Origin of the sequence: Robbsia andropogonis, assembly GCF_034047095.1 — a bacterium.
Taxonomy (GTDB): domain Bacteria; phylum Pseudomonadota; class Gammaproteobacteria; order Burkholderiales; family Burkholderiaceae; genus Robbsia; species Robbsia andropogonis.
The window spans coordinates 2593083-2618912 of sequence record NZ_CP139170.1 but is presented as its reverse complement, the minus strand read 5'-3'; the positions used below and the strand labels follow the sequence as shown (position 1 = coordinate 2618912).

Genomic DNA, 25830 nt, shown 5'->3' with positions numbered 1-25830 from the left:
GAGGCTGCGTGAAACCGGCGTTACAGTCATGTGCGATCCTGCCATGACTGCCTGATGCGAACCGCCGATACGGCACGTGAGCGCCGGAATACTGGCGGTGTCAGATCTTGCCAACCAGATCCAGCGAGGGCGACAACGTAGCGGCGCCTTCCTTCCACTTCGCCGGGCAAACTTCGCCCGGGTGTGCTGCAATGTATTGTGCCGCTTTCGCCTTACGCAGCGTTTCCAGCGCTTCACGGCCGATGCCGTTATCGTTGATTTCGGCGAACTTGATCTTCCCCTCTGGATCGATCAGGAACGTGCCACGATAAGCCAGGCCTTCTTCTTCGATCAGCACGTCGAAGTTGCGCGCCAGAACGTGCGTCGGATCGCCCAGCAGCGGGTACTTCACCTTGCCAATGGCCGGCGACGTTTCAGCCCAAGCCTTGTGCGAGAAATGCGTGTCCGTAGAGACGCCGTACACTTCGATACCCAGCTTCTGGAATTCAGCGTAGTGATCCGCAAGGTCTTCCAGCTCGGTCGGGCAAACGAACGTGAAATCGGCCGGGTAGAACACGAACAGCGACCACTTACCCTTCAGGGTTGCTTCAGTGACTTCGAAGAACTTGCCGTTTTGGTAGGCTTGCGACTTGAATGGCTTGACTTGCGAATTGATGATCGGCATGTCTTTTCCTTTGTGGTTGAGGTTGCTCGTGAGTCGATGGAACAGAGTATGTGCCATCGCATGCTATTTTAAAAGTTAATTAAATAAAAGGGAATGATTGTTTTTAACTATCGATGTTAGAAAATTTGCAATCGTGTTTCAATCGTTCCCGGCACCGTTGTGGTACCGGACAAAGCCGTGATACAAGGTGACAAGGCATGACATATCAGCAAGCAGGTAATACACCCGACACCCAGGCACAACCGGGCGTCACGTGCGATGACATCGCGGACCGCGGCACGCGGGTTCACGATGCGGCCGCCGAGGCGGCACAGGGTGCCGCCGCCACCGGTCGATCGCAGCATACCGCGCTTTTATGTCTATATGGCGTCTTGACGCTGTTGGCGGTATGGGTTGTCCATTCCTATGTCCCCGCCGTGCTGTGGGCCGGCGTGCTGGCGATTGCGCTGTGGCCGGCGTTGGAAAAGGTCGAACGATGGCGCGGTCTGAATGGGCGGCCACGACTGGTTGCGGCGCTAGTCGTTTCGTGCGTGGCAGTCGTGTTCGTACTACCGTTGATACTTGCGTTATCAAATATAGGTGGCGATACGCACGCTCTCATGGACCAGGTGCGCACCGTCCAGGAAAATGGCTTGCCGGCACCGGCCTGGCTGGGCCGCCTACCATTCGCCAGTGTGCAGGCAACAACCTGGTGGAACGACAATTTGGCCGATCCGCACCCCGGCAAGGCACTGCTGTCTCATGTTCCACATGGATCGTTGATGACAGTGGGCGGCGTGTTCGGCAAACGGCTGCTGCATGCGCTGATTACGTTTGCTTTCATGTTGCTGGTATTGTTTTTCATCTTCGCGGCCGGCACCCCATTGCGTGAACAAGCATTGCGAGGCATTGGACGCTTCTTCGGGCAGGAAGGGAGGGCCCTGGCCACGCAGATGGCGGTGTCGGTACGTGGGACGGTCAGCGGTCTGGTGCTAGTGGGGCTGGGAGAAGGCGCGTTGATGTGTATCAGCTACTTCATCGCCAAAGTGCCACATGCGGTTCTGCTGGGGGCGCTTACCGCCGTGACGGCGATGTTGCCATTCTGCGCGCCGGTATTGATCGCCGGGGTCGGGGCCTATCTATTGGTGCAGGGTGCGACGGGGGCCGCAATCGCGGTGCTGGTCTGGGGAGGCATCATCGTGTTTGCAGCCGAGCACTTTGTCCGCCCGGCGCTGATTGGCGGGGCTGCACGACTACCGTTCCTGCTGGTGCTACTGGGTATTCTTGGCGGCGCCGAGACGCTCGGGTTGTTGGGCATCTTCATCGGACCTGCCTTGATGACCATCTTGATGGTTTTGTGGCGTGATTATGTTCAGGGATAGCGCTTCGCAATAGCTTACGGCCCCCGCTGGCGATTTCAAAAATCGCCAGCGGGGGCCGTTGTCAAACTTGCCTGGAAGACTAGCCGCCGCGCGGTCCCGGCCCTGGCCCGCCAGGACCATGGTCAGGGCCGCCCGGGCCAGGGCCCCCCGGAGGCGGGCCCCACCAGCAACCGCCGAGCGATGCTGCGGTAATGGCAATCATTGCCGCCATAATGAGCTTGCGCATTGTGCTTTCTCCTATTTTTATCGCAACGTCAAATGTGTCTTCGGATCACGGGACCCGAGGGGGCGTGTCGCAGTCATGCTGCGCGACTTCCTTGCACTCAAGGTAACAGGGTCTCCTTGCATTGATTGCTAGTGAATGTAACAATTGTTAGTGGAGCAAGGTGTCTATTTCCCTTGCTGCCTCTGTCAGCCATGGCGCGGCGTGTCTCACGATACAATCAGATAAAGAAACCGTTGTCGCGTAATGGATCGTAACGTTGCCGATACATCTCTAGGCCGTTTCTCGTTCGACAATGCAGTCATGGCGAAGGGCGTTGGACACAGCCAGATCTGAAAGGCTGGTACATCCCGAAGCGCAGTTTGCGTGGCCTGTCTCAAACAGGTTGCGTATTAGGAGGAAATGATGAAAAAGATCGCAGTGGCCGCGTTGTTGGTGGGTGGCATTGCAATGGCGGGTCAGGCCAATGCACAGGGCTGGGGCCATCATGGCCCAGGTGGCGGCGCCATCGCAGGTGCGGCCGTATTAGGTGCCGTGACGGGCTTGGTCATTGGCTCGGCCGTAAGCGCGCCGCGCCCGGCGGTGGTTTACGAGCAGCCGGTGTATGCGCAGCCGGTATATGCCGCGCCCCCAGGATACTGCTATGACGCCTACGGCCGTGCCTATGCGTGCAGGCCGGCCCCGGTGTACGGGCCGCCTCCGCCGCCTCCGGGTTGGTAAGCAGTGGCCGGCGCGTGTACCGGATGTCATGGTGAACGCGCAAGCCTGGAAACGACAAGGCCGCACCCTGGATGATCCGGGTGCGGCCTTGTTGCTGATGCGGACCGATGTCCGCGTCGGGGGTGCCAGCCTATGTGTTGTTATCGTGCGGGATTAATGAAAATGCTGCTGGCCGGCCGCGGCGTCTTCCGGCATTTCCGCATGGACGATATCCCCATGTGGATCAGGGTAGAGCGGTACGCCGCAATCCTCGCAATACTCCGGATCGAAGCGTTCGTTCAAACGACGGATATCGGTGATGCCGCATTCACGCAGCAACGTCACGATCGTCTCGAGCGGCGCATTGATCGCTTCTTCGCCAACCTCGCTTTCCTCCTCGCCGTCCTCCAGGTCGCCGTTCTCCCGTCCGTAGAGGGGCCAGATCACGCCGTACAACACGTCGTTGGCGCCACGCAGGGTAAAACCAATGCGATATTCATCGATATATTGCTCGCCGAAACCACCGATGACCGCACGTAGTGCCTTGGCCTCGGTTTGAAGCGTGTCTTCGAGGTAGCGCACGGCAGTGCGGATCGTGTGCGGCCGAATCCGTTCATCCGCATCGCGACACGCGGAGTGGTACGCGTCCGGCAACAAACACTCGAATTCACAGCCGGCGAGGATCGACGCCAGCACCGGACTGGCTTGCGCACGCCACTGTTCGAGGCAATGCGCGCGTTCGATACGCTGGCCGCGCGGCGCACTGTCGTCGGTGTCCTGCCAGCGGAACAGCGCTTCGCCAGACGGGGCGGCAATCACGGCGAGCAGGAACCGTGGATCGGCAAGGATCGGGGCGCTTTCGGGCAAATCACCCCAGCTCAGTCGCGGCGCCACGCCTTCCACGGTCGCCTTGGCCAACTGATGCGACAGTTTGAATGCCTCGGCATGCGCTCTGGGCAGTTGATCGATGCTGTAGAGATAGGGGACCAGCGACACTTTGCTGCCGGACGCCGCCAGATGCCCCTCGAACTGGTTACGCAACGCGTCCAGCGGCTCGCCCTTCAACGGACCGGAGGGGATCAGGAAACGCGTCCAGACCAGAATGGGTGCCGCCACCAGCACAACGTCCCACGATTGGCCGTCGTGTTCGATAACGACGGATTCACTTTGCGTTTCCGCAAGATCGGCCAATGCGCCGTATGCCGGCGCGTAATGCGCCTGCAAATGGTCGAGTGCGGCATCGAGCGCGGCTTGATGACCCGCGCGCAGCATTCGTGCGAGCAGGGTGTCGATCTTCTGCTCCCAGAAACGGTCTTCGATCCGGCTGCCCGAGGCATACAGGGCGAGCGACAGGCCGATGAGTTTTTCCGCGTCGGCGGGGAGACGTTTGGCAACAGGGCGCGATCGCATGACGTAGAGCGTAGTCCCGATAAGCTAACCGTGTATTTTAAACCTAACGATGCGCACGAGGGCCAAGAATCACGGGCAATGTCGACAGTGCCTCGGCGAGCACGCCAATAGGGCCGTGGGAATCGCACGTAAACCAGACAATGTCGCGAGGGTAATACGCAGTGGATGGCGAACAGGATCGCGTCGTCAGATGCGATTGCCACATCCCGATCATCCAAAATGGCACGACCCGGACAAGCCGGGTCGGTGAAAAGGGAGCGTGATCAGTAGCGGCCATCAGGGGCAACGCCGGGAGTGCGGTGCATGCAGGCCCGGGCCTACCCCGATTGACGTGACGCTGATCGCCGCGACAATCTTGCCTGGATGCTTACGCCGCCAGCAACTGGCGCAACACGAACGGCAGAATGCCACCATGTTTGTAGTAGTCGACCTCGATCGGTGTGTCGATGCGCAGCAGTACACCAACACGGTCCGTCTTGCCATCGGCGCGATGGATCACCAGCGTGACCTGTTGTTGCGGCTTGAAGTCGTTGCCCAGGTCTTCGATGTCATACGTCTCGTCGCCGGTCAGGTTCAATGAGGCAGCGCTGTCGCCGTCCTTGAACTGCAACGGCAAGACGCCCATGCCCACGAGGTTCGACCGGTGGATTCGCTCGAAGCTACGTGCGACAACAGCCCGCACGCCCAGCAATTGCGTACCCTTGGCCGCCCAGTCACGCGAGCTGCCCGTGCCGTATTCTTCGCCGCCGAATACGATCGACGGAACGCCGGCATCCACATAGCGCATTGCCGCGTCATAGATCGACATCTGTTCGCCGCTCGGCTTGTGGATCGTGAGGCCGCCTTCGACACGGTTGCCATTGGCGTCCAGCGGGATCATCAGGTTCTTGATCCGCACGTTCGCAAACGTGCCGCGCATCATGACTTCGTGGTTGCCGCGGCGTGACCCGTAGCTGTTAAAGTCGGCCTTCTGCACGCCATTGGCCTTCAGCCAGACGCCGGCAGGCGACGTTTCCTTGATCGAGCCCGCCGGGCTGATGTGGTCGGTGGTCACCGAGTCACCAAAGATACCCAGCGCGCGCGCGCCCTTGACCGGGGTGATCGTGGCGGCAGGGGTCATGCTGAAGTCTTTGCCGAAGAACGGGGGCTCGGCGATGTAGGTCGACTTCGGCCAATCGTACACCTGGCCTTCCGCGCCTTCGATCTTGCTCCACAGGTCGCCCTTCTTCGTCAACTGCGAGTAGTTCTTGCGGAAGACGTCCGAGTTCAGCGCGAACTTCAGCAGCGATTGCACTTCTTCGCTGGTCGGCCAGATGTCGCCGAGGAACACGTCCTTGCCGGCGGCATTGCGGCCGACAGGTTCGGTCATCAGATCGCGCGTGATGTTGCCGGCAATGGCGTAAGCCACGACCAGCGGCGGCGATGCCAGGAAGTTGGCGCGGATGTTCGGATGAATCCGCGCTTCGAAGTTCCGGTTACCCGACAATACCGCCGCGGCGACGACATCGTTCGACGTGATGGATTCATTCAGCGCCGGTGTCAGATCGCCTGCGTTACCGATACACGTCGTGCAGCCGTAGGCGGCCAATTCGAAGCCGAGCTTCGACAGGTAGGGCAGCAAGCCGGTGGCGGTCAGGTAATCCGTGACGATACGCGATCCAGGGGCCAGCGACGTCTTGATATGCGGCGCCACCGTCAGGCCGTGCTCCACGGCTTTCTTGGCCAGCAGACCAGCCGCCAGCAGCACGCTCGGATTCGACGTGTTCGTACATGACGTAATGGCGGCAATCAGGATGTCGCCGTTATGCAGCGCCACGCCGTCTTTCGTCGTGTAGGTCTCTTCCAGTTGCGCGGCTGTCTTGGCAAAGCCGTTTTCCGCGACCGGCTTCGTGAACAGGTCCTTGAAGTTCGCCTTGACGTTGCCGATTTCGATCCGGTCCTGCGGCCGCTTCGGGCCCGCCAGGGAAGGCGTCACGCTGCCGAGGTCCAGCTTCAGCGACTTCGTGTAGTCGATCTCGCCGGTCTTGGGCACGCCCCACAGCTCTTGGGCCTTGAAGTAGTTTTCGAACGCGCTGATTTCCGCATCGGTCCGTCCGGTGCCCTTGAAATAGTCGATCGTCTTCTCGTCGACCGGGAAGAAACCCATCGTCGCGCCGTATTCCGGTGCCATGTTGCCTATCGTGGCACGGTCGGGTACTTGCAGGGATGCCGTGCCTTCGCCGAAGAATTCAACGAATTTGCCGACCACTTTTTCGCGGCGCAGCATTTCCGTGATCGTCAGGACCAGGTCGGTCGCCGTGACGCCCTCGCGCAGACGGCCCGTCAGCTCGACGCCGACGACGTCCGGCGTCAGGAAATAGACCGGTTGACCGAGCATGCCCGCTTCGGCTTCGATACCGCCCACGCCCCAGCCCACCACGCCGATACCATTGATCATCGTCGTGTGGCTGTCCGTGCCGACCAGTGTATCCGGGTAGTACACGGTATCAGCGCCTTCGGTACGCTTGTGGACGCCGCGCGCAAGATATTCCAGGTTCACCTGGTGGACAATGCCAATGCCCGGCGGCACGACCTTGAACGTGTCGAATGCCTGCATGCCCCACTTCATGAACTGGTAGCGCTCGTTATTGCGCTGGAATTCCAGTTTCATGTTCAGGTCAAGCGCGTCTTTCTGGCGGAAGTAATCGATCTGCACCGAGTGATCGACTACCAGATCAACCGGAACCAGCGGTTCGATCGACTTCGGATTCTTGCCGGCACGCTCGGCGACGCCACGCATGGCGGCGATATCGGCCAGCAGCGGTACGCCGGTGAAATCCTGCAGCACGACACGCGCCACGACAAACGGGATTTCGTCGGTACGCTTGGCGTTCGGCTTCCAGTTCGCCAGTTGCGTGACGTGCTCTTCGGCTACCTTCTTGCCATCATAGTTGCGCAGCACCGACTCGAGTACCAAACGGATCGATACCGGGAGCCGTGACACATCGACACCCAGCGCCTTGCCGAGCTGGGGCAGTGAGTAGTACTTGCCAGTACCGGCGCCGCTTTTGAATTCCTTCAGCGTTTGGTGCAGATTGTGGGCCATGGTATGTCCTTGGTTTTTATCGCGTCGTTGCCGCGTGTCTCGGGGGAGAGGACCGCCTTCCCGTGACCGTCTTTTGCGCGGTCTCGTGAAGGCGGTCCGTGATGATGCTTAATCTACCAACATGCACTACCAAAACAAACCCATCGATACGTGAGCAATGCGCTGTCTGCGCAATTAGTTACGGATCAACTCGTTCGATTGCGTTGGTGCGGGCGTACCGTGTTCACGCATCTCGGTGGTCATGCATTCATCGGCCAGGCGCGTTTGATCGCCTTTGTCCATGAACAACATTGCTTTCGTCGGGATCACGACGAGGTCCATGCCCGATGCCGGATCGTAGAAACGGTCCGCGCCCGTTGTCGTGGCTTCACGCGGCAACTTGTAATCGCGACCCTTCCAGAACATCGTCAGGATCTGGTCGCGTTTCATGTTGCCAGCGAGAAACAGCGACTCGCCCTCGGCACATGCCCATTTCTCGGCACCCGGAGGAATGGCGGCGGCCGCTGCGGCTACCGGCACGGCCTTGCGAGCCGTCCGGCGCCGCGAGGATGCACGTTCGCTACGTTTCGCGGGAGCCTTTTTCGCCACCGGTTTCTTTGCCGGGGCCGTGGTCGTCGGCGTCGTGGACGTCGTGCCTTGTGCAAATACCGGCGCCGACACGGCACCGGTAACCAACAGACCGCAGGTAAGCAGCGCGGCGGTCAAGTTTTTCATCTTCGACATAAAAACCTTTCAGATCAACGTGAGAGAGTCAGCTTACGAGGCAACAACGTCGCGGTCGGTTGGTGAGCCACCCAGCACTGTCTGCCGTGTTGCGGGATTCCCGCCGAAGGCAAAAGGGGCTGGCACCGGCACGAGCCGACCTGCGCCGGTCCTGCGCGCGCAGACGCTATTCTGGCGCATTCCGCAGCGCCTCTCTCAAATTTATCCGTTGGGGAAAACGACGGGGGCAACCGGGCGTTGTCATCGCGCATCGGGCAAACGCCTGCGGGCCCTTATGGCCGGGGATGATGGCCGGGCAGGGTGCTGCGAATGACGCCGTATTGGGCATCGAACCGAAGTCGTCCATCGTCGTGAAGAAGGGGGGCTCTCGTTACCGCTTTTTGTTACGGTGCGTTATTTTGCCGCTTTGCTTCGCGCGCTGGTTGTTCGCGCAAGCGGCACGGCCACGGGCTCCGGCGCGGCGATCGATGCGCTACGCCGGAGCGACGTGATTTACAGCAGGTGCTTGACGCCGTCGCGCTCTTCCTCGAGCTCCGCCAAAGTCTTGGCGATCAGCTCCTTCGAGAAGGCATCGATTTCCAAGCCTTCGACCAGCTTGTATTCACCGTTTTCCGTGGTGACCGGCAGACCGAAGACGATGTCCTCCGGCACGCCATAGACGCCCGTCGACGGGATGCCCATCGTGACCCACTTGCCATTGCTGCCCAGCACCCAATCACGAACGTGGTCGATGGCGGCATTGGCCGCCGATGCCGCCGACGAGAGGCCGCGTGCCTCGATGATCGCGGCGCCCCGCTTCCCAACCGTCGGGATGAATGTGTCGGCAATCCAGGCTTGGTCGAGCGATGCGTGCAGGGCCTTGCCGGCGCTGGTCGCAAAACGCGTATCCGGGTACATCGTCGGCGAGTGGTTTCCCCATACGACGAGCTTTTCGATGCTGCCTACCGGCACGTTCGATTTTGCCGCCAACTGGGAGAGGGCGCGATTATGATCAAGGCGCAGCATCGCCGTGAAGTTCTTCTTCGGCAGATCGGGTGCCGACTTCATTGCGATATAGGCGTTGGTGTTTGCCGGGTTGCCCACGACCAGTACCTTGACGTCCCGGCTAGCCACATCGTTCAGGGCCTTGCCTTGGACCGTGAAAATCTCCGCATTCGCGCTCAGCAAATCCTTGCGCTCCATGCCCTTGCTGCGCGGACGGGCACCCACGAGCAACGCGATGTCGGCGTCCTTGAACGCAACCTTCGGGTCGTCCGAGGTGACAACGCCTTCCAGCAGCGGGAACGCGCAGTCTTCCAGTTCCATCACCACGCCCTTCAGCGCGTTCTGGGCTTGCGGCAAGTCCAGCAGCTGCAGGATGACGGGCTGGTCCGGACCCAGCATCGCGCCACTGGCGATGCGGAACAGCAGGGAATAACCAATCTGACCTGCGGCGCCGGTAACGGCGACGCGCTTGGCGGCTTTAGCCATGGACGACTCTCCTATTTATTCGATGTCGACAGATCTCGCGATCTGCATCTTTTCGGGCCATTCCGGGGTGCGCCGGATGACCGGCCCGCATTTGCGCGCGCCGTGCCGTACCACGCACGGCAGGGGTTCCCCCGCTGCCGTTTCACCGGTCGTGACCGAGTCTCGCTATTGTAGGCGCGTGCAGGCGCTTTCCGCCATTGCGGCCGTTCTCCACTGAATCGCGAGCAAGTTTAGGAGTCGTTGCGACGAAAGTCAAACCCTATCTTATGTCTTATATAAGACATGATATTTTCTGGACAAAAGGATGGACGGAATTTGACGGGTTGTGATGAAATGTCGGCCATGCGTACTGTCCCGTCCTTGCCGTCCACGATGTCCAGCCCGTCCGGTCCCGCGGAGGCGTCCCGCAGCACGTCGGGGGCGGCAGCGCCCGCATCTCCCGAGCGCCCCGACGACGGGGCGCCCTCTCATCCGACGGCATTGCCGGAGCCGATGAAGCGCGAGGGTGACGGGGCGCCGGGGATCGCCGGTTTAGCGACGGCCGCCGTCGTTCCAGCATCCGCCGCCGCGGCGCCCACGCCGGCGTTTACGCCCCCTACATTCAGCCCGTTGTATCGTCAGATCAAGGGCCTGATCACACAGAGCCTGGAGAGCGGCGAATGGCGGCCCGGAGACGTCATCCCCAGCGAAATCGAACTGGCTGCGCGCTACGGCGTTAGCCAGGGAACGGTTCGCAAGGCAATCGACGAGCTGGCGGCCGACAACCTCGTCGTACGACGTCAAGGTAAGGGTACGTTCGTTGCTACCCACAATGAGGACAGGGTCCAGTTTCGCTTCCTCCGGTTACTGCCAGATGACGGTACCATTCGTCCGCACGTCAGCGACGTGCAGCAGTGCCGTCGCACCAGGGCACCTGCGGACATCGCACGCCAGCTCGACATGAAGCCGGCCGAGAGTGTCGTGCAAATTAAGCGCGTGCTGCGTTTCGATGGCGAGACCCAGCCCACGGTTTTTGAGGAAATCTGGTTGCCGGGCGCGATATTCAAGGGTTTGACGATGGAGCGACTGGCCGGCTACAAGGGGCCGTTCTACGCGATGTTCGAGAGCGAATTCAATACGCGGATGATTCGCGCGAGCGAACGGGTGCGTGCGGTGGCGGCTGTTAGGGAAATAGCCGCCCTTCTCGAGGTCTCGGAAGGCACGCCGCTTTTGAGCGTCGAGCGCCTGTCCTACACCTATGGCGACAGGCCGGTGGAAGTGCGGCGGGGCTGGTATCAGACTGATCGCTTTCATTATCAGAACGATCTAAGCTGAGGAATAGCGATAATCTAGGATGGACGACGCGCCAAGATTGCGCGCGACCGGTGGCAAACGATTACAATGCCCGCGATCATTGTTGCTTACATCGCGCAAGGGCGTGCGCTGATTCGCCGCGGCAATGAGACGAAAAAGCGCTAAAATTGCGAATTCGCGTTCTAACGAGGGGTCTAGCAATGGCTGAAGCAGTAAAGAAACCGAGGCCGGAATTCCGGAATATCGGGATTGGGCAATTAGCGGGATACCGGCTGCCGCTGGCGGGCAAGGTTTCCATCCTGCACCGTATCAGCGGTGGGCTGTTGTTCTTATTGATCCCTTTCGCGCTTTACTTGTTTGAACAGAGCCTGACATCGGAGCTCTCGTTCGGCCAATTGAAAGCTTTCTTCGCGAACATTATCGTCAAGCTTGTCATTCTGGCGCTGTCCTGGGCATTTGCGTTCCACTTCTTCGCCGGCCTGCGTTTCCTGCTCGCCGATACCCACAAATATGTGAGCAAGGAAGGCGGACGCAATACCGCCGGTGCCGTTCTCGTCCTGTCGTCGCTGTTGACGATCGTGATCGCGCTGAAACTGTTCGGGGCTTTCTGAAATGACAAGTAAGAACAATATCGGCGCAAAGCGCCTCGTCGTGGGTGCCCACTACGGCATGTTCGATTGGCTCGCGCAACGCGTGACCGCCGTGATCATGGCCGTGTTTACCGTCGTCCTGCTCGTCTGGTTCTTCGCGGCATCGAATTTCTCGTATGAAGGCTGGGCATCGATCTTCGCGCATCAGTGGATGAAGTTGCTGACGTTCGTCACGCTGCTCTCGTTGTTCTATCACGCGTGGGTCGGTATTCGCGACATCTGGATGGATTACGTGAAACCGGCGGTTATCCGGCTGCTGCTGCAAGTGTTGACGATCCTCTGGCTGGTCGCCAGTGCCGGTTACGCTGTACAGATCCTGTGGAGAGTTTGAGCATGGCTGCAATCAAGAATTCGCTTCCCCGTCGCAAGTACGACGTTGTCATCGTCGGCGGCGGCGGCTCGGGTTTGCGTGCCGCGCTGCAACTCTCCCGTGCCGGCCTGTCGGTCTGCGTCCTGTCCAAGGTTTTCCCCACGCGCTCGCACACGGTGGCGGCGCAGGGTGGCATTGGCGCGTCGCTGGGCAATATGAGCGAGGATAACTGGCACTACCACTTCTACGACACCATCAAGGGCTCGGATTGGCTGGGTGATCAGGACGCGATCGAATTCATGTGCCGCGAAGCACCGAATGCGGTGTATGAACTCGAACACATGGGCATGCCGTTCGACCGGAATGCCGATGGCACGATTTACCAACGTCCGTTCGGCGGCCATACGGCAAACTATGGTGAAAAACCGGTGCAACGCGCCTGTGCGGCCGCGGACCGTACTGGTCATGCCTTGCTGCACACGCTGTATCAACAGAACGTCGCCTCGAAGACGCACTTCTACACCGAGTGGATGGCGCTCGACCTGATCCGCGATGCCGAAGGCGACGTATTGGGCGTGACGGCGCTCGAAATGGAAACGGGCGACATCTATATCCTCGAAGGCAAGACGACGCTGTTCGCCACGGGCGGTGCGGGCCGGATCTTCGCGGCATCGACCAACGCGTTCATCAATACCGGCGACGGACTGGGCATGGCCGCGCGTGCGGGCGTGCCGCTGCAGGACATGGAATTCTGGCAGTTCCATCCCACTGGCGTGGCGGGCGCGGGTGTGCTGATTACCGAAGGTGTGCGCGGCGAAGGCGGCATTCTGCGCAACTCTAACGGCGAGCGTTTCATGGAGCGCTACGCGCCGACGCTGAAGGATCTGGCGCCGCGCGACTTCGTGTCCCGTTCGATGGACCAGGAAATCAAGGAAGGTCGCGGTTGCGGTCCGAATGCGGATTACGTGCTGCTGGACCTGTCGCACATCGGCGCTGATACGATCATGAAGCGTCTGCCGTCGATTCGCGAAATCGCGATGAAGTTCGCGAATGTCGATTGCATCAAGGAGCCGATCCCGGTCGTGCCAACGATCCACTACCAGATGGGCGGTATTCCGACCAATATCTACGGTCAGGTCGTGGGCAAGGGCAACGACTACGATGCGCCGGTCAACGGTTTCTACGCCGTGGGTGAATGTTCGTGCGTGTCCGTGCACGGTGCCAATCGCCTGGGTACGAACTCGCTGCTGGATCTGGTGGTCTTCGGTCGTGCGGCAGGGAATCACATCATCAAGCATGTGGGGGAACTGGGGCGCGAGCACAAGCCGCTGCCCGAGAACGCCGCCGATGCGACGCTGGCGCGTCTGGCGAAACTTGAAGGCACGACATCCGGCGAATACACGCAAGATATCGCCAACGATATCCGCAAGACGATGCAGACGCATGCCGGCGTGTTCCGGACTTCCGCGTTGATGTCCGAGGGCGTGGACAAGATGGCCGAGCTGATCGAGCGCACGAAGCATGTGCATCTGAAGGACAAGTCGAAGGTGTTCAACACCGCGCGCGTTGAAGCGCTCGAGCTGGATAACCTGATCGAAGTCGCGAAGGCGACGATGATCTCGGCCGAAGCCCGCAAGGAAAGCCGCGGCGCGCATGCGCATAGCGACTTCGAACATCGTGACGACGATAACTGGATGAAGCACACGCTGTTCTACAGTGACGATCAACGCCTCGAATACAAGCCGGTGAAGATGAAGCCGTTGACGGTCGAATCCGTGCCGCCGAAGGCGCGGACGTTCTGATCGGCAAATCGAAAACACCCCCACGATAAAGGCATGCCTGGTCGGATAAAGGGGTCGGAGGAACAGGAGGGCGGGAGCAACGGTTTCCCGCGCGCGAGACAGGCGGGTGCGCCGGCGCGGCCCCCGTTCTGAAATGCAGGGAACCTGTTCTTGCCACGGACCCCACCCGGAGGCAGCAGAGGAAAACGAGATGAGCAAACGAATCTTTGAGGTGTATCGCTACGATCCGGACCAGGACGCGGCGCCGCGGATGCAACGCTACGAAATCGAAATCGGTTCGGGCGACCGCATGCTGCTCGACGCGCTGGTCAAGCTGAAGGCCGTTGATGAGACGATCGGTTTCCGCCGTTCGTGCCGTGAAGGCGTCTGCGGTTCCGATGCGATGAACATCAACGGCAAGAACGGCCTGGCCTGCTTGACGAACATGAACGATCTGCCGGAAAAGATCGTGCTGCGCCCGTTGCCGGGCTTGCCGGTCATCCGTGACTTGATCGTCGATATGACCCTGTTCTTCAACCAGTATCACTCGATCAAGCCGTATCTGATCAACGATACGCCGCCGCCGGAAAAGGAACGCCTGCAGACGCCGGAAGAACGCGATGAACTGGATGGCCTGTACGAATGCATCCTGTGCTCGTGCTGCTCCACGGCATGCCCGAGTTTCTGGTGGAATCCGGACAAGTTCGTCGGCCCGGCCGGGCTGTTGCAGGCCTATCGCTTTATTGCCGACAGCCGCGATCAGGCAACCGGCGAGCGCCTGGACAACCTGGAAGATCCGTACCGCCTGTTCCGTTGCCATACGATCATGAACTGCCTGGACGTCTGCCCGAAGGGTCTGAACCCGACGCAGGCAATCGGCAAGATCAAGGAACTGATGTTCCGCCGCGCGGTATAAGTGAGAAAGGAGTCAGACATGGTTTCCACTTTCGAAGCCGGCGCCGGCACCGGGTCCACATCGGAGGCGACGCTGGCGACAGTGCCGGCCGCGGGCTCGCCTGCATGGCAGCGTGCGCCGGAGGCGGGAGCCGTGTCAGAGTATCAGGACGATCACGCGCATCAGGCGGATCCGTTACGGCGTGCACGGCTGCGTTGGCGCGCGCGACGGGGCCTGCTGGAAAACGATCTGTTTCTGCAACGTTTCTTTGACCGATATGAGCATACGTTGAGTGATCAGGACGTGGCCGGGCTGACGCGCTTGCTGGACCTGACCGACAACGACCTGATGGATCTGTTGCTGGGCCGGCGTGAGCCGGACGGCGAGTTGGCTTTGCCCGAAGTGACAGGGCTGCTGGGGCGGCTGCGGGAAGCGTGATCGCCGCGGCCCCGCCCTGACAAGACGGTGAACGCGGGCGTGATCAGAAGTGGATCGCGCGGCCGCGCTCGATTAATTCAATTCGATTACAGGAAGAGACATATGACACCGACCACGTCAGACGTAAAAGCCACGCTATCGTTTTCCGACGACTCGCCAAGCGTAGAGCTGCCGATCTATAAGGGTACGCTTGGTCCAGACGTCATCGATATCCGTAAGTTGTACGGCCAGACCGGCAAGTTCACGTACGACCCGGGGTTCATGTCCACCGCGTCCTGTAATTCGGAAATCACCTATATCGACGGCGATAAGGGTGAACTGCTTTATCGCGGCATCAAGATCGATGATCTGGCGCAAAACGCGGATTTTCTCGAGACCTGCTACCTGCTGTTGAAAGGGGAATTGCCGAACGTGGCGCAGAAGGACGAGTTCGTCGACACGGTGACCAAGCACACGCTGGTGCATGAACAGATGCAATTCTTCTTCCGTGGCTTCCGTCGTGATGCGCACCCGATGGCCGTGCTGACCGGTTCGGTCGGTGCGTTGTCCGCGTTCTACCATGACTCGCTCGACATCACGAATCCGCAACACCGTGAAGTCTCGGCCATCCGCCTGATCGCCAAGCTGCCGACGTTGGTCGCCATGGCGTACAAGTACTCGATCGGCCAACCGTTTGTGTATCCGCAGAATGACCTGTCGTATTCGGCAAATTTCATGCGGATGATGTTCGCCAATCCGTGTGAAGAGTATCAAGTCAACGACGTGCTGGTACGTGCGCTCGACCGTATTTTGATCCTGCATGCGGACCACGAGCAGAATGCGTCGACGTCGACGGTGCGGCTGGCCGGTTCGTCGGGCGCGAATCCGTTTGCGTGTATCGCTGCAGGTATCGCCTGTCTGTGGGGTCCGGCGCACGGTGGTGCGAACGAAGCGGCGTTGACCATGCTGGAAGAAATCGGCTCGGTCGAGAACATTCCGGAATTCATCAAGCAGGTCAAGGACAAGAATTCGGGCGTGAAGCTGATGGGCTTCGGTCACCGGGTGTACAAGAACTACGACCCGCGTGCGAAACTGATGCGCGAGACCTGCCACGAAGTGCTCGAAGAGCTTGGCCTTCACGATGACCCGTTGTTCAAACTGGCGATGGAACTGGAAAAGATCGCGCTCGAAGACGAATACTTCGTATCGCGCAAGCTCTATCCGAACGTCGACTTCTACTCGGGTATCGTCCAGCGCGCGCTCGGTATTCCGACATCGATGTTCACCTGCATCTTCGCAATGGCGCGTACCGTCGGCTGGATTGCGCAGTGGAATGAGATGATCGCTGACAAGGACCAGAAGATCGGTCGTCCGCGTCAGTTGTATGTGGGGGAATCCGTGCGTCCGGCACCGGAGATCACAAAGCGTTGATTGTAGCGCCAAGCGCCGCGCGGTTCGCGGTGCTTGGACCGACTTGGCGCGTTGGCGAAGCGGCCCTGATGGGCCGCTTTTTTTTGGGAATTGCACGACGGGGCTCGGGTACGAGTCCGGAAAGGCGTCATCGACGAGGTTTCACATCTTGGAAAGCTTGTTGAAAGTCGTACCCAGCCCTATCCGAAAGAAGATGTTTTCCCTCGTTTTCCAGGGGGGGAATTGCGCCGTGGGCACTGTGTACTATGGCATAATGCGCAATACAACCCCCAATATGCAGTAAAAATGCCCGGCAGCGGCGATCCGTGCGGATTTTACCCGTGCGGTTTGGACGCCGGGGTGTCCGCGCCGGCGACGGCCGGCAGTTTCGAGATAGAAACAAGATGGCTCAAACTCTGTACGACAAGCTGTGGGACGCGCATGTAGTTCGCACAGAAGAGGACGGAACGGCGACGCTGTATATCGACCGTCAACTTTTACACGAAGTGACGAGTCCGCAGGCGTTCGAAGGGCTAAAGCTGGCAAATCGTCCGGTATGGCGCTTGAGTGCCAATCTCGCCACGTCGGATCACAACGTGCCGACGCTGGGGCGCAAGGACGGCATCACCGATCCGATTTCGAAACTGCAGATCGATACCCTAGATGCGAATTGCGACGCGAGCGGTATCACGCAGTTCAAGATGAATGACCTGCGCCAGGGAATCGTTCACATCATCGGGCCGGAACAAGGTGCGACGTTGCCGGGCATGACGGTGGTCTGCGGAGATTCGCACACGTCCACGCATGGCGCGTTCGGTGCGCTGGCGTTCGGCATCGGCACGTCCGAGGTCGAGCACGTGCTCGCCACGCAGACGTTGTTGCAGAAGAAGAGCAAGAACATGCTGGTGCGGGTGGAGGGTCCATTGCCGCGCGGGTGTAGCGCGAAGGACGTCGTGCTCGCGATTATTGGCAAGATCGGCACTGCCGGTGGTACCGGCTATGCGATCGAATTCGGCGGCTCGACGATCCGTGCACTGTCGATGGAAGGCCGGATGACGGTCTGTAACATGGCCATCGAGGCGGGCGCGCGTGCCGGCATGGTCGCCGTCGACGATACGACGATCGATTACGTGCGCGGCCGCCCGTTCGCACCCACTGACGCGGAATTCCCATCGGCTGAGCGCTACTGGCGCACGCTGGTGTCGGACGCCGATGCGACGTTTGATCGGGTTGTCGAGTTGTCCTCGGCCGATATCGTGCCGCAAGTAACGTGGGGCACGTCGCCGGAGATGGTGTTGCCGATCGACGGTCGCGTGCCGGATCCGGATCAGATCAAGGATCCGGTCAAGCGCGATGCCGTCGAGCGCGCTTTGAAGTACATGGGCTTGACGCCTAACACGCCGATGGAGTCGGTCAACATCGACAAGGTCTTTATCGGTTCCTGCACCAATGCGCGGATCGAAGACCTGCGCGCCGCGGCTTATGTCGTGAAGCGGCTGAATCGCAAGGTGGCGCCAACGGTGCGGCAGGCCTTGGTCGTCCCGGGCTCGGGCTTGGTCAAGGCGCAGGCTGAGCGTGAAGGGTTGGACCGCGTGTTCATCGATGCCGGTTTCGAATGGCGTGATCCCGGTTGTTCGATGTGTCTGGCAATGAACGCGGACCGGCTCGAACAGGGTGAGCGTTGCGCGTCCACGTCGAATCGGAATTTCGAAGGCCGGCAAGGCGCGGGTGGTCGGACGCATTTGCTGAGCCCGGCCATGGCGGCCGCGGCGGCGATCGAAGGGCACTTCGTCGACGTGCGGAAGATGGCCTAACTGGATCAGCGGGAAGCGAATACAGATGGAAAAATTTACCGTCCATAGCGGCTTGGTCGCGCCGCTCGATCGTGCGAACGTGGACACCGACGCGATCATCCCGAAGCAGTTCCTGAAGTCGATCAAGCGGACCGGTTTTGGTCAGAACTTGTTTGACGAGTGGCGTTACCTCGATCATGGCGAGCCAGGGCAGGATTGCTCGACGCGGCCGTTGAATCCCGATTTCGCGCTGAACCAATCGCGTTACAAAGGGGCAACGGTGTTGCTGGCGCGCGAAAACTTCGGTTGCGGTAGCTCGCGTGAGCACGCGCCGTGGGCCTTGACGCAATATGGTTTTCGCGCGGTGATCGCGCCGAGCTTCGCCGATATCTTCTTCAACAACTCGTTCAAGAACGGGCTGTTGCCTGTCGTCCTGACTGAACAGCAGGTGGATAGGTTGTTCCAGGACACGGCCGCTTTCGTCGGATTCAAGCTGGTGATCGATCTTGACGCGCAGCAAGTGCGTACAGAGGATGGCAGCGTTGCCTATCCGTTCGAGATCTCGTCGTTTCGCCGTTATTGCATGTTGAATGGCTTTGACGATATCGGTCTGACGTTGCAGCACGCGGATGCGATCCGAAAGTTCGAGGCGGAGCGCCTGTTGCGTCAACCCTGGCTGGGCAAGCGCGTACTGTAGGAACCTGCCGCGCCGCGTGCCGCGGCGGCCAGAGATCCGTCTTGCCCGCGCCGTGCTTTTCGTAGAGAGATAGAGATGAAGATTGCGATATTGCCCGGTGATGGCATCGGGCCGGAGATCATTGCCGAGGCGACCAAGGTTTTGAACGCGCTCGATGAGCGTTTCGAATTGGAAAGCGCACCAGTTGGCGGTGCGGGCTACGAGGCGAGCGGGCATCCGCTGCCGGAAGCCACGCTGTCCCTGGCGAAGGCTGCCGATGCGATTCTGTTCGGCGCCGTGGGAGATTGGAAATACGACAAGCTGGACCGTCCGTTGCGTCCCGAACAAGCCATTCTCGGCTTGCGCAAGGAACTGCAATTGTTCGCGAACTTCCGGCCAGCGATCTTGTATCCGGAATTGGCGAGTGCGTCCACGCTGAAACCGGAAGTGGTTGCGGGTCTTGATATCCTGATCATTCGCGAATTGAATGGCGACATCTATTTCGGTCAGCCGCGAGGGCGTCGCCAGGCGAGCGATGGTCTGTTCCCGGGCGCGCTCGAAGGCTTCGATACCATGCGCTATAGCGTGCCGGAAATCGAACGGATCGCGCATGTGGCGTTCCAGGCGGCGTCTAAGCGTGACAAGAAGCTGTGCAGTGTCGACAAGTCGAACGTGCTGGAAACGTCGCAATTGTGGCGCGACGTGATGACCGACGTATCGAAGCAGTATGCCGATGTTGCACTGTCGCACATGTACGTAGACAACGCGGCAATGCAGCTGGTGCGCGCGCCGAAGGCCTTTGATGTGGTGGTGACGGGCAATATGTTTGGCGACATTCTGTCGGATCAGGCGTCGATGCTGACCGGATCGATTGGGATGCTGCCGTCGGCGTCGCTGGACAAGGCCAACAAGGGCTTATATGAGCCGTCGCACGGTTCGGCGCCGGATATCGCGGGCAAGGGCGTGGCCAATCCATTGGCGACGATCCTCTCGGCGGCGATGATGCTGCGCTTCACGCTGGGTCTTGCCGAGCAGGCCGATCGCATCGAGGATGCGGTCAAGCAGGTGCTGCGTGATGGCTTGCGCACGGCCGACATCTGGGCGGCTGGCACGGAGAAGGTAAGTACCGCGCAGATGGGTGACGCGGTGGTGAAGGCGCTGCGCGCATAGGGCGTGCGGCGGTACTGTGACGAGTGGGTGACGCGATGAAGACGGTAGGTCTCGTAGGTTGGCGGGGAATGGTGGGGTCGGTCCTGATGCAGCGGATGCAGACGGAAGGCGACTTCGCGCTGATCGAACCGGTGTTTTTCAGCACCAGCAATGCGGGCGGTGCCGCGCCGACGTTCGCCAAGAACGAGACACGCCTGAAAGACGCGACGTCGATCGACGACCTGAAACGTTGCGACATCATCATCACGTCCCAGGGTGGCGATTACACGACCGAGGTCTATCCAAAGCTGCGTGCAGCCGGGTGGAAGGGCTATTGGATCGACGCCGCCTCCACGCTGCGGATGAAGGAAGATGCCATCATCATCCTGGATCCGGTCAACCGTTCGGTGATCGACCAGGGGCTGCGGGACGGCATTCGCGACTACATCGGCGGCAACTGCACCGTCAGCCTGATGATGATGGCGCTCGGCGGCCTGTTCCAGCATGACCTGGTCGAGTGGATCAGTGCCATGACGTACCAGGCGGCGTCCGGCGCGGGCGCGCAGAACATGCGCGAACTGCTGTCGCAGATGGGGACGTTGCAGCAGGCCGTCGCGCCGGCGCTCGCCGATCCGGCATCCGCGATCCTCGATATCGATCGCAAGGTTGCCGAGACGATGAATGGTCCGGACATGCCCATCGCGCAATTTGGCGTGCCGCTGGCCGGATCATTGATCCCCTGGATCGACAAGGATCTGGGGAACGGCCAGTCGAAGGAAGAATGGAAGGGGCCGGCCGAAACCAACAAGATTCTCGGCAAGATTGCCGGACAGGCGGGTTCGATCCCGGTCGACGGATTGTGTGTACGCATCGGCGCCATGCGCTGCCATTCGCAGGCACTGACGATCAAGCTGAAGAAGAATGTGCCCTTGTCGGACATCGAGGGCCTGATGGCGCAAGCCAACGATTGGGTGCGGGTGGTGCCGAATACCCGCGAGGCGTCGATGCGCGACCTGTCGCCCGCCGTGGTGACCGGAACGCTCGATGTACCGGTGGGGCGCCTTAAGAAAATGGCGATGGGCGACGACTACCTGTCGGCGTTCACGGTAGGCGACCAATTGTTGTGGGGTGCCGCCGAGCCACTGCGTCGGATGCTGCGCATCCTGCTGGAGGCCTGACCTGGTTCGCTTCGGTTGGTGGAAGGGTCGCGCGGGCCGGACGAAATCGGACGACTCGCCAGAATCGGCCGCTGCGTTGGCGCGCAAGCGTTTGGTCAGCGAACGGTTGATGACGGCTGCTGCCGTTCATCGACACACGCCGGACGGCTATTCCGGTGCCCAGAAGCGGGACCGGCCTGTCGGACAGGGCGCGGCGCCTGCCGTTGAAGAGGCTGCGGCAGGGGTGGTGGCCGTACCAACCGCAGTCGTCCCGCTCATTCCCGCACCTACGATACCGTCATCACACGGGCCGTCGGCGCGCCATCATGCCATCGACGAAACCGAGACGGACGGGCTCGAGGCCGATGACACAGGTCGCACGCCGGCCGGTCAGGGCGCGGGGAACGAGGCAAAGCCAGTGGCACGCGCCTTGCCGCGTGGCTTGCCCGCCGATATTCTTGCCTTGGACCTCAATTTGGACGATGCGCTGGACCTTGGCGATGCCGAGCCCGCGCATGACCCGCTGCGCCCGGACCGTCGGCGATGAATACGGCTCTGGTTCGTATCGCGGCTGGCGTCGAATACGACGGTTCGCGGTTTCATGGTTGGCAGTCGCAGCCGAATCGGGAAACGGTCCAGGGGGCCGTGGAAGCCGCGTTGTCGACCTTTACACAGGCGCCGGTCAAGGTAACCACGGCCGGTCGTACCGATACCGGCGTGCATGCGCTGAATCAGGTGATCCACTTCGATTCGGCCGCCCGGCGCAGTGATTTTTCCTGGGTCCGAGGGGTCAACGCGCATCTGCCACCGGGCGTGGCCATCCAATGGGCCAAGCCCGTTCCCGAGACGTTCAATGCGCGATTTTCGGCATTTGAACGCAGCTATGACTACGTGATTTTCCAGCATGCGGTGAAACCGACATTGCTCGCCGGGCGTGTGGGCTGGGTGCATACGCCACTGGATGTGGCGGCCATGCGCGCCGCCGCGACACGGCTTCTGGGCGAGCACGATTTTTCGTCTTTCCGTTCGTCGGAATGCCAGGCCAAGTCGCCGATCAAGACGATGAAACAGGCCGACGTCGTCCAGCACGGTGATTTCATCCACTTTCGCTTTACCGCCTCCGCCTTCTTGCATCATATGGTGCGCAATCTGGTCGGCAGCCTGGTGGCCATCGGTCGCGGCCGCTACGCCCCCGAATGGGTCGACGAACTGCTCGTGGTGCGTAATCGCCAATGCGCGGCGCCGACTTTCATGCCCGATGGCCTGTATCTGACGCGTGTCGGTTATCCTGCGGAATTCGAAATGCCTGCGCCGAGTGTGGCGGCGCGGCCGGGAGCATGGCGATGGCCGGATTGAACAATACGGCGGGTGACCCACGGGATGCGTCGGCGCACCGAACGCGCATCAAGTTCTGCGGCATGACCCGCGAGCAGGACGTCGACCTGGCGGTGGCGTTGGGCGTCGATGCCATCGGCATGGTGTTTTACCCGAAAAGCCCGCGCGCGGTCAGCGTCACCCAGGCTGCCGCCTTGACCCGTCGCCTGCCGCCTTTCATTACGGCGGTCGGGCTCTTCGTCAACGCCGACGAAGCGGACGTGGTGTGCGTGGCGCGGGAAACAGGCATTCAACTGCTGCAGTTCCATGGTGATGAAACGCCGGAGCAGTGTCGGCATCTGGCTGCTGCTGCCGGGCTTCCCTGGCTCCGCGCGATACGCGTGGCACCGACGTTGTCCCCGGCCGAACTTGATGCGCTCGCGGCGTCCTATGCGGGTGCACGGGGGCTGATGCTCGACGCGCTGGTCGACGGGTATGGCGGGGGCGGCCATGTTTTCGATTGGTCGGTGATTGCGCCGGCCCTCGGGCATCGGGCCGTCCTGGGCGGGGGACTGCATCCGGAGAACGTCGCGGCGGCGGTGCGCCGGGTTCGCCCGTTTGCCGTCGACGTGTCGAGTGGCACAGAGGGGGTGGGTTCCGCTGCCGTAAAGGGTGTCAAGGAGGCGGCACGGATGCGTGCGTTCGTTGCTGCGGTACGTGCGGCCGATGGCTGAGACAAAAGCGTTGCGGAAGGGTCGGCCCATGAGACGAATCACTTGGTCGGATGGTCTGTTCCTGACGCGAATGCGGTAACCTTTTGGCAATTTGCTAAAATGACGCGCTTGTGGCGTAAGACCGCGCATGAGCGGTGCCGACAGGTGGCGAAGGCGCGATCGGACGCAGGCTGATGACGGCTGGCTTATCGCTCCGCGATGGTTTCGACACGCGCGGCCGGGCACGAATGACGCATTTCCTTGGACGGGCTATGCATTCTCAGAGATTGCGGGCATCGGGACGATTTGGATGGTGGATCGGGCGCGCCAAGCGGCGCTGACCGTCGGCCACCCGCGCCCGTCCGCTACGACCGCGACGGCGGGCGGGTGCCTTTGTCTCCTTGACCGTCGTCGCGCTAGCGCATGACGGTCCGACCCAGAGCGAATTGCTTCGAGGTGTCCGGCGCTTGCCGGTGCCACAGGATAGAAAATGTACGATTTTCCCGATATCAATGGCCATTTCGGCACTTATGGCGGCACCTTTGTCGCTGAAACACTGGTGCATGCGCTCGAAGCGCTGAAGCAGCAGTACGACAAGTATCGCCAAGACCCCGCCTTTCTTGCGGAATATGCCTACGAACTGAAGCACTACGTCGGCCGGCCGTCACCGATCTACCACGCACAGCGGTGGAGCCGTGAGCTGGGAGGCGCGCAGCTCTTTTTCAAGCGTGAGGACCTTAACCACACCGGCGCGCACAAGGTCAACAACGTGATCGGCCAAGCCTTGCTGGCGCGCCGGATGGGCAAGCCGCGCGTCATTGCCGAAACCGGGGCGGGGCAGCATGGCGTGGCCACGGCGACCATTGCCGCGCGGTTCGGCATGGAGTGCGTTGTCTACATGGGTGCCGAGGACGTGCGGCGCCAGGCGGCCAACGTGTATCGGATGAAGCTGCTGGGCGCGACGGTCGTGCCGGTGGAGTCGGGCTCGCGCACGTTAAAGGACGCGTTGAACGAGGCCATGCGGGATTGGGTCTCCAACATCGAAGATACGTTCTATATCATCGGCACAGTGGCGGGCCCGCACCCCTATCCGATGATGGTGCGCGACTTCCAGCGCGTGATCGGCGACGAATGCAAGGTGCAAATGCCGGAGATGACCGGGCGTCAGCCGCATAGTGTCATTGCCTGTGTCGGCGGTGGTTCGAATGCCATGGGGATCTTCTATCCATATATCGATCACCCTGACGTCGAATTGATCGGTGTGGAAGCGGCCGGTGACGGACTGGACACGGGGCGTCACTCTGCCTCGATCACGGGCGGCACGCCGGGCGTGTTGCACGGCAATCGCACCTATCTATTGCAGGACGGCGATGGCCAGATCATCGAGACCCATTCCGTTTCGGCCGGCCTCGACTATCCGGGCGTGGGGCCCGAGCACGCCTGGTTGCACGATCTGGGCCGCGCGAAGTACGTGACGATCACCGATGACGAAGCGCTACGCGCCTTTCATGATTGCTGCCGCATCGAGGGCATTATTCCGGCGCTTGAGTCGAGTCATGCCATTGCGCACGCGGTGAAGATCGCACCGGCGCTGCCGAAGGACAAGCTGCTGCTCGTCAACTTGTCAGGCAGGGGCGACAAGGACATGCACACGGTGGCCGAACGCGGGGGCTTGGTCCTATAGTGGGCACGTCGCTTTTCCTGAAGCCGGCCGGGACCGGCGCCGCCGGCGAGTCCGGTGGCACGGCCCTGGCTGCGGACGCCGTGTCGCCTGCCCCGGTGCGCCCGAGTTCGTCGATCGTCATCGAGAATCTCGATTACTGCACGGCGCTAGACAATATCGCACCGGGGTCGATCGACCTGGTGATCGCCGATCCGCCGTACGGGCTCGGCAAGGACTACGGCAACGATTCGGACAAGCTGGACGCGGATGCGCATCTGGAATGGACCGAGCACTGGCTCGAACGGACCATCCCATTGCTCAAGCCTACCGGCTCCCTCTACATCTTCTGCAGTTGGCAATTCGCGCCGGAAATCTTCAGTTTCCTGAAGCGGCGGATGACGATGGCCAATGAGATCATCTGGGACCGGCGTGTTCCCAGCATGGGCGGTTCAACGCGGCGTTTCAGTTCGGTACACGACAACATCGGCCTGTTTGTCCGGGGCAAGCAGTATTATTTCGACCTCGACCCGGTCCGTATTCCCTATGACGCGGCGACGAAAAAGGCCCGTACGCGCAAGCAGTTTGCCGGTAGCCGATGGTTGGAGATGGGCTATAACCCCAAAGATGTCTGGTCGGTGTCGCGACTGCATCGGCAACATGCCGAGCGGGTGGCGCATCCGACGCAAAAGCCGCTCGAAATCATCGAGCGGATGGTGCTGGCAAGTTGTCCACCGGGTGGGACCGTATTGGACCCGTTCATGGGCAGTGGCACCACGGCGGTCGCATGTGCACGTCAAGACCGGCATTTTCTGGGGTACGAGATCAATACAGCATATTGCGACGTGGCGCGCGCACGGTTGCATGCCTTGCGCGCGGTGCAACATGCACCGGACAGCGACGTGATGCTGACACCGATGCGCCAGAGCGTCATGGCCGCGCAAGGCAACCCTGTGTCGACCAACGGCTTGATGACT

General features: G+C 60.9%; 22 protein-coding genes and 1 pseudogene. 18 read left to right on the top strand and 5 right to left on the bottom strand.

What is annotated here, in order from left to right; translation table 11 throughout:
- Positions 1 to 100: 100 nt before the first annotated feature.
- Positions 101 to 664, bottom strand: a complete 564-nt coding sequence (ahpC, locus tag SJQ66_RS24855) for an alkyl hydroperoxide reductase subunit C (protein WP_024901393.1) — start codon at positions 662 to 664, stop codon at positions 101 to 103.
- 197 nt (positions 665 to 861) lie between these two features.
- Between ahpC and SJQ66_RS24850 the strand changes: the two genes are divergently transcribed.
- Positions 862 to 2025, top strand: a complete 1164-nt coding sequence (locus tag SJQ66_RS24850) for an AI-2E family transporter (RefSeq protein ID WP_320534666.1) — start codon at positions 862 to 864, stop codon at positions 2023 to 2025.
- A 625-nt stretch (positions 2026 to 2650) separates the two neighbouring features.
- The gene (locus SJQ66_RS24845; RefSeq protein WP_407691524.1) at positions 2651 to 2968 is read left to right on the top strand and encodes an ecotin precursor; all 318 of its coding nucleotides are present in this window, start codon (positions 2651 to 2653) and stop codon (positions 2966 to 2968) included.
- A gap of 153 nt (positions 2969 to 3121) precedes the next feature.
- Here SJQ66_RS24845 and SJQ66_RS24840 read toward each other — a convergent pair whose 3' ends face one another.
- From SJQ66_RS24840 to SJQ66_RS24825, 4 genes are all read right to left on the bottom strand, one after another.
- On the bottom strand, positions 3122 to 4357 hold the full coding sequence (locus SJQ66_RS24840) for a DUF2863 family protein (RefSeq protein ID WP_024901390.1): 1236 nt from the start codon (positions 4355 to 4357) through the stop codon (positions 3122 to 3124).
- Between the two features lie 367 nt (positions 4358 to 4724).
- Entirely contained in the window at positions 4725 to 7442 is a 2718-nt protein-coding gene (acnA, locus tag SJQ66_RS24835) for an aconitate hydratase AcnA (protein WP_024901389.1), read from the bottom strand.
- Positions 7443 to 7616: 174 nt separating this feature from the next.
- Positions 7617 to 8156 carry a hypothetical protein gene (locus SJQ66_RS24830; RefSeq protein ID WP_024901388.1) on the bottom strand — a complete coding sequence of 180 codons (540 nt, stop codon included), beginning with the start codon at positions 8154 to 8156 and terminating at the stop codon, positions 7617 to 7619.
- Between the two features lie 501 nt (positions 8157 to 8657).
- The gene (locus SJQ66_RS24825; RefSeq protein WP_024901386.1) at positions 8658 to 9635 is read right to left on the bottom strand and encodes a malate dehydrogenase; all 978 of its coding nucleotides are present in this window, start codon (positions 9633 to 9635) and stop codon (positions 8658 to 8660) included.
- 492 nt (positions 9636 to 10127) lie between these two features.
- On the opposite strand from SJQ66_RS24825, the gene SJQ66_RS24820 reads away from it, so the two are divergent.
- From SJQ66_RS24820 to SJQ66_RS24745, 16 genes and pseudogenes are all read left to right on the top strand, one after another.
- Positions 10128 to 10949 carry a GntR family transcriptional regulator gene (locus tag SJQ66_RS24820; protein WP_081764705.1) on the top strand — a complete coding sequence of 274 codons (822 nt, stop codon included), beginning with the start codon at positions 10128 to 10130 and terminating at the stop codon, positions 10947 to 10949.
- A gap of 179 nt (positions 10950 to 11128) precedes the next feature.
- Positions 11129 to 11539, top strand: a complete 411-nt coding sequence (gene sdhC, locus SJQ66_RS24815; RefSeq protein ID WP_024901384.1) for a succinate dehydrogenase, cytochrome b556 subunit — start codon at positions 11129 to 11131, stop codon at positions 11537 to 11539.
- A gap of 1 nt (position 11540) precedes the next feature.
- Positions 11541 to 11909: a succinate dehydrogenase, hydrophobic membrane anchor protein gene (gene sdhD / locus SJQ66_RS24810; RefSeq protein ID WP_024901383.1), complete on the top strand. Its 369-nt coding sequence runs from the start codon at positions 11541 to 11543 to the stop codon at positions 11907 to 11909.
- Positions 11910 to 11911: 2 nt separating this feature from the next.
- Complete coding sequence (gene sdhA / locus SJQ66_RS24805) at positions 11912 to 13690, top strand: succinate dehydrogenase flavoprotein subunit (RefSeq protein ID WP_046152615.1); 1779 nt, start codon at positions 11912 to 11914, stop codon at positions 13688 to 13690.
- A 190-nt stretch (positions 13691 to 13880) separates the two neighbouring features.
- Positions 13881 to 14585, top strand: coding sequence for a succinate dehydrogenase iron-sulfur subunit (locus SJQ66_RS24800; RefSeq protein WP_024901381.1), 705 nt, complete (start codon positions 13881 to 13883; stop codon positions 14583 to 14585).
- Positions 14586 to 14717: 132 nt separating this feature from the next.
- Entirely contained in the window at positions 14718 to 15002 is a 285-nt protein-coding gene (locus SJQ66_RS24795; protein WP_036006692.1) for an FAD assembly factor SdhE, read from the top strand.
- Positions 15003 to 15104: 102 nt separating this feature from the next.
- Positions 15105 to 16412 carry a citrate synthase gene (gltA, locus tag SJQ66_RS24790; protein WP_024901379.1) on the top strand — a complete coding sequence of 436 codons (1308 nt, stop codon included), beginning with the start codon at positions 15105 to 15107 and terminating at the stop codon, positions 16410 to 16412.
- Positions 16413 to 16795: 383 nt separating this feature from the next.
- A complete protein-coding gene (gene leuC, locus SJQ66_RS24785) occupies positions 16796 to 18205 on the top strand; it encodes a 3-isopropylmalate dehydratase large subunit (RefSeq protein ID WP_024901378.1) in 1410 nt (469 codons plus the stop codon).
- Between the two features lie 25 nt (positions 18206 to 18230).
- Positions 18231 to 18881: a 3-isopropylmalate dehydratase small subunit gene (gene leuD / locus SJQ66_RS24780; RefSeq protein ID WP_024901377.1), complete on the top strand. Its 651-nt coding sequence runs from the start codon at positions 18231 to 18233 to the stop codon at positions 18879 to 18881.
- 75 nt (positions 18882 to 18956) lie between these two features.
- Positions 18957 to 20030 carry a 3-isopropylmalate dehydrogenase gene (leuB, locus tag SJQ66_RS24775; protein WP_024901376.1) on the top strand — a complete coding sequence of 358 codons (1074 nt, stop codon included), beginning with the start codon at positions 18957 to 18959 and terminating at the stop codon, positions 20028 to 20030.
- A gap of 35 nt (positions 20031 to 20065) precedes the next feature.
- Complete coding sequence (asd, locus tag SJQ66_RS24770) at positions 20066 to 21187, top strand: aspartate-semialdehyde dehydrogenase (RefSeq protein WP_024901375.1); 1122 nt, start codon at positions 20066 to 20068, stop codon at positions 21185 to 21187.
- A gap of 109 nt (positions 21188 to 21296) precedes the next feature.
- A complete protein-coding gene (locus SJQ66_RS24765; protein WP_157684890.1) occupies positions 21297 to 21713 on the top strand; it encodes a hypothetical protein in 417 nt (138 codons plus the stop codon).
- On the top strand, positions 21710 to 22522 hold the full coding sequence (truA, locus tag SJQ66_RS24760) for a tRNA pseudouridine(38-40) synthase TruA (RefSeq protein WP_162199052.1): 813 nt from the start codon (positions 21710 to 21712) through the stop codon (positions 22520 to 22522). The genes SJQ66_RS24765 and truA overlap by 4 nt, the downstream gene beginning before the upstream one ends.
- Entirely contained in the window at positions 22504 to 23214 is a 711-nt protein-coding gene (locus tag SJQ66_RS24755; RefSeq protein WP_024901372.1) for a phosphoribosylanthranilate isomerase, read from the top strand. Before truA ends, SJQ66_RS24755 begins: the two co-directional genes overlap by 19 nt.
- Positions 23215 to 23683: 469 nt before the next feature.
- Positions 23684 to 24877: a tryptophan synthase subunit beta gene (gene trpB / locus SJQ66_RS24750; protein ID WP_024901370.1), complete on the top strand. Its 1194-nt coding sequence runs from the start codon at positions 23684 to 23686 to the stop codon at positions 24875 to 24877.
- 113 nt (positions 24878 to 24990) lie between these two features.
- Positions 24991 to 25731, top strand: a pseudogene (locus tag SJQ66_RS24745) (DNA-methyltransferase); the annotation flags it as partial.
- Positions 25732 to 25830: the final 99 nt, after the last annotated feature.

Bases quoted from the DNA above. Each gene is read 5' to 3' on its own strand.
- sdhC (WP_024901384.1), top strand. From the start codon at position 11,129: ATGGCTGAAGCAGTAAAGAAACCGAGGCCGGAATTCCGGAATATCGGG.
- SJQ66_RS24765 (WP_157684890.1), top strand. From the start codon at position 21,297: ATGACGGCTGCTGCCGTTCATCGACACACGCCGGACGGCTATTCCGGT.
- trpB (WP_024901370.1), top strand. From the start codon at position 23,684: ATGTACGATTTTCCCGATATCAATGGCCATTTCGGCACTTATGGCGGC.
- SJQ66_RS24800 (WP_024901381.1), top strand. From the start codon at position 13,881: ATGAGCAAACGAATCTTTGAGGTGTATCGCTACGATCCGGACCAGGAC.
- gltA (WP_024901379.1), top strand. From the start codon at position 15,105: ATGACACCGACCACGTCAGACGTAAAAGCCACGCTATCGTTTTCCGAC.
- truA (WP_162199052.1), top strand. From the start codon at position 21,710: ATGAATACGGCTCTGGTTCGTATCGCGGCTGGCGTCGAATACGACGGT.
- SJQ66_RS24820 (WP_081764705.1), top strand. From the start codon at position 10,128: ATGAAGCGCGAGGGTGACGGGGCGCCGGGGATCGCCGGTTTAGCGACG.
- asd (WP_024901375.1), top strand. From the start codon at position 20,066: ATGAAGACGGTAGGTCTCGTAGGTTGGCGGGGAATGGTGGGGTCGGTC.
- ahpC (WP_024901393.1), bottom strand. From the start codon at position 664: ATGCCGATCATCAATTCGCAAGTCAAGCCATTCAAGTCGCAAGCCTAC.
- SJQ66_RS24850 (WP_320534666.1), top strand. From the start codon at position 862: ATGACATATCAGCAAGCAGGTAATACACCCGACACCCAGGCACAACCG.
- sdhA (WP_046152615.1), top strand. From the start codon at position 11,912: ATGGCTGCAATCAAGAATTCGCTTCCCCGTCGCAAGTACGACGTTGTC.
- SJQ66_RS24755 (WP_024901372.1), top strand. From the start codon at position 22,504: ATGGCGATGGCCGGATTGAACAATACGGCGGGTGACCCACGGGATGCG.
- SJQ66_RS24840 (WP_024901390.1), bottom strand. From the start codon at position 4,357: ATGCGATCGCGCCCTGTTGCCAAACGTCTCCCCGCCGACGCGGAAAAA.
- leuC (WP_024901378.1), top strand. From the start codon at position 16,796: ATGGCTCAAACTCTGTACGACAAGCTGTGGGACGCGCATGTAGTTCGC.
- acnA (WP_024901389.1), bottom strand. From the start codon at position 7,442: ATGGCCCACAATCTGCACCAAACGCTGAAGGAATTCAAAAGCGGCGCC.
- SJQ66_RS24830 (WP_024901388.1), bottom strand. From the start codon at position 8,156: ATGAAAAACTTGACCGCCGCGCTGCTTACCTGCGGTCTGTTGGTTACC.
- leuB (WP_024901376.1), top strand. From the start codon at position 18,957: ATGAAGATTGCGATATTGCCCGGTGATGGCATCGGGCCGGAGATCATT.
- leuD (WP_024901377.1), top strand. From the start codon at position 18,231: ATGGAAAAATTTACCGTCCATAGCGGCTTGGTCGCGCCGCTCGATCGT.
- sdhD (WP_024901383.1), top strand. From the start codon at position 11,541: ATGACAAGTAAGAACAATATCGGCGCAAAGCGCCTCGTCGTGGGTGCC.
- SJQ66_RS24825 (WP_024901386.1), bottom strand. From the start codon at position 9,635: ATGGCTAAAGCCGCCAAGCGCGTCGCCGTTACCGGCGCCGCAGGTCAG.
- SJQ66_RS24845 (WP_407691524.1), top strand. From the start codon at position 2,651: ATGATGAAAAAGATCGCAGTGGCCGCGTTGTTGGTGGGTGGCATTGCA.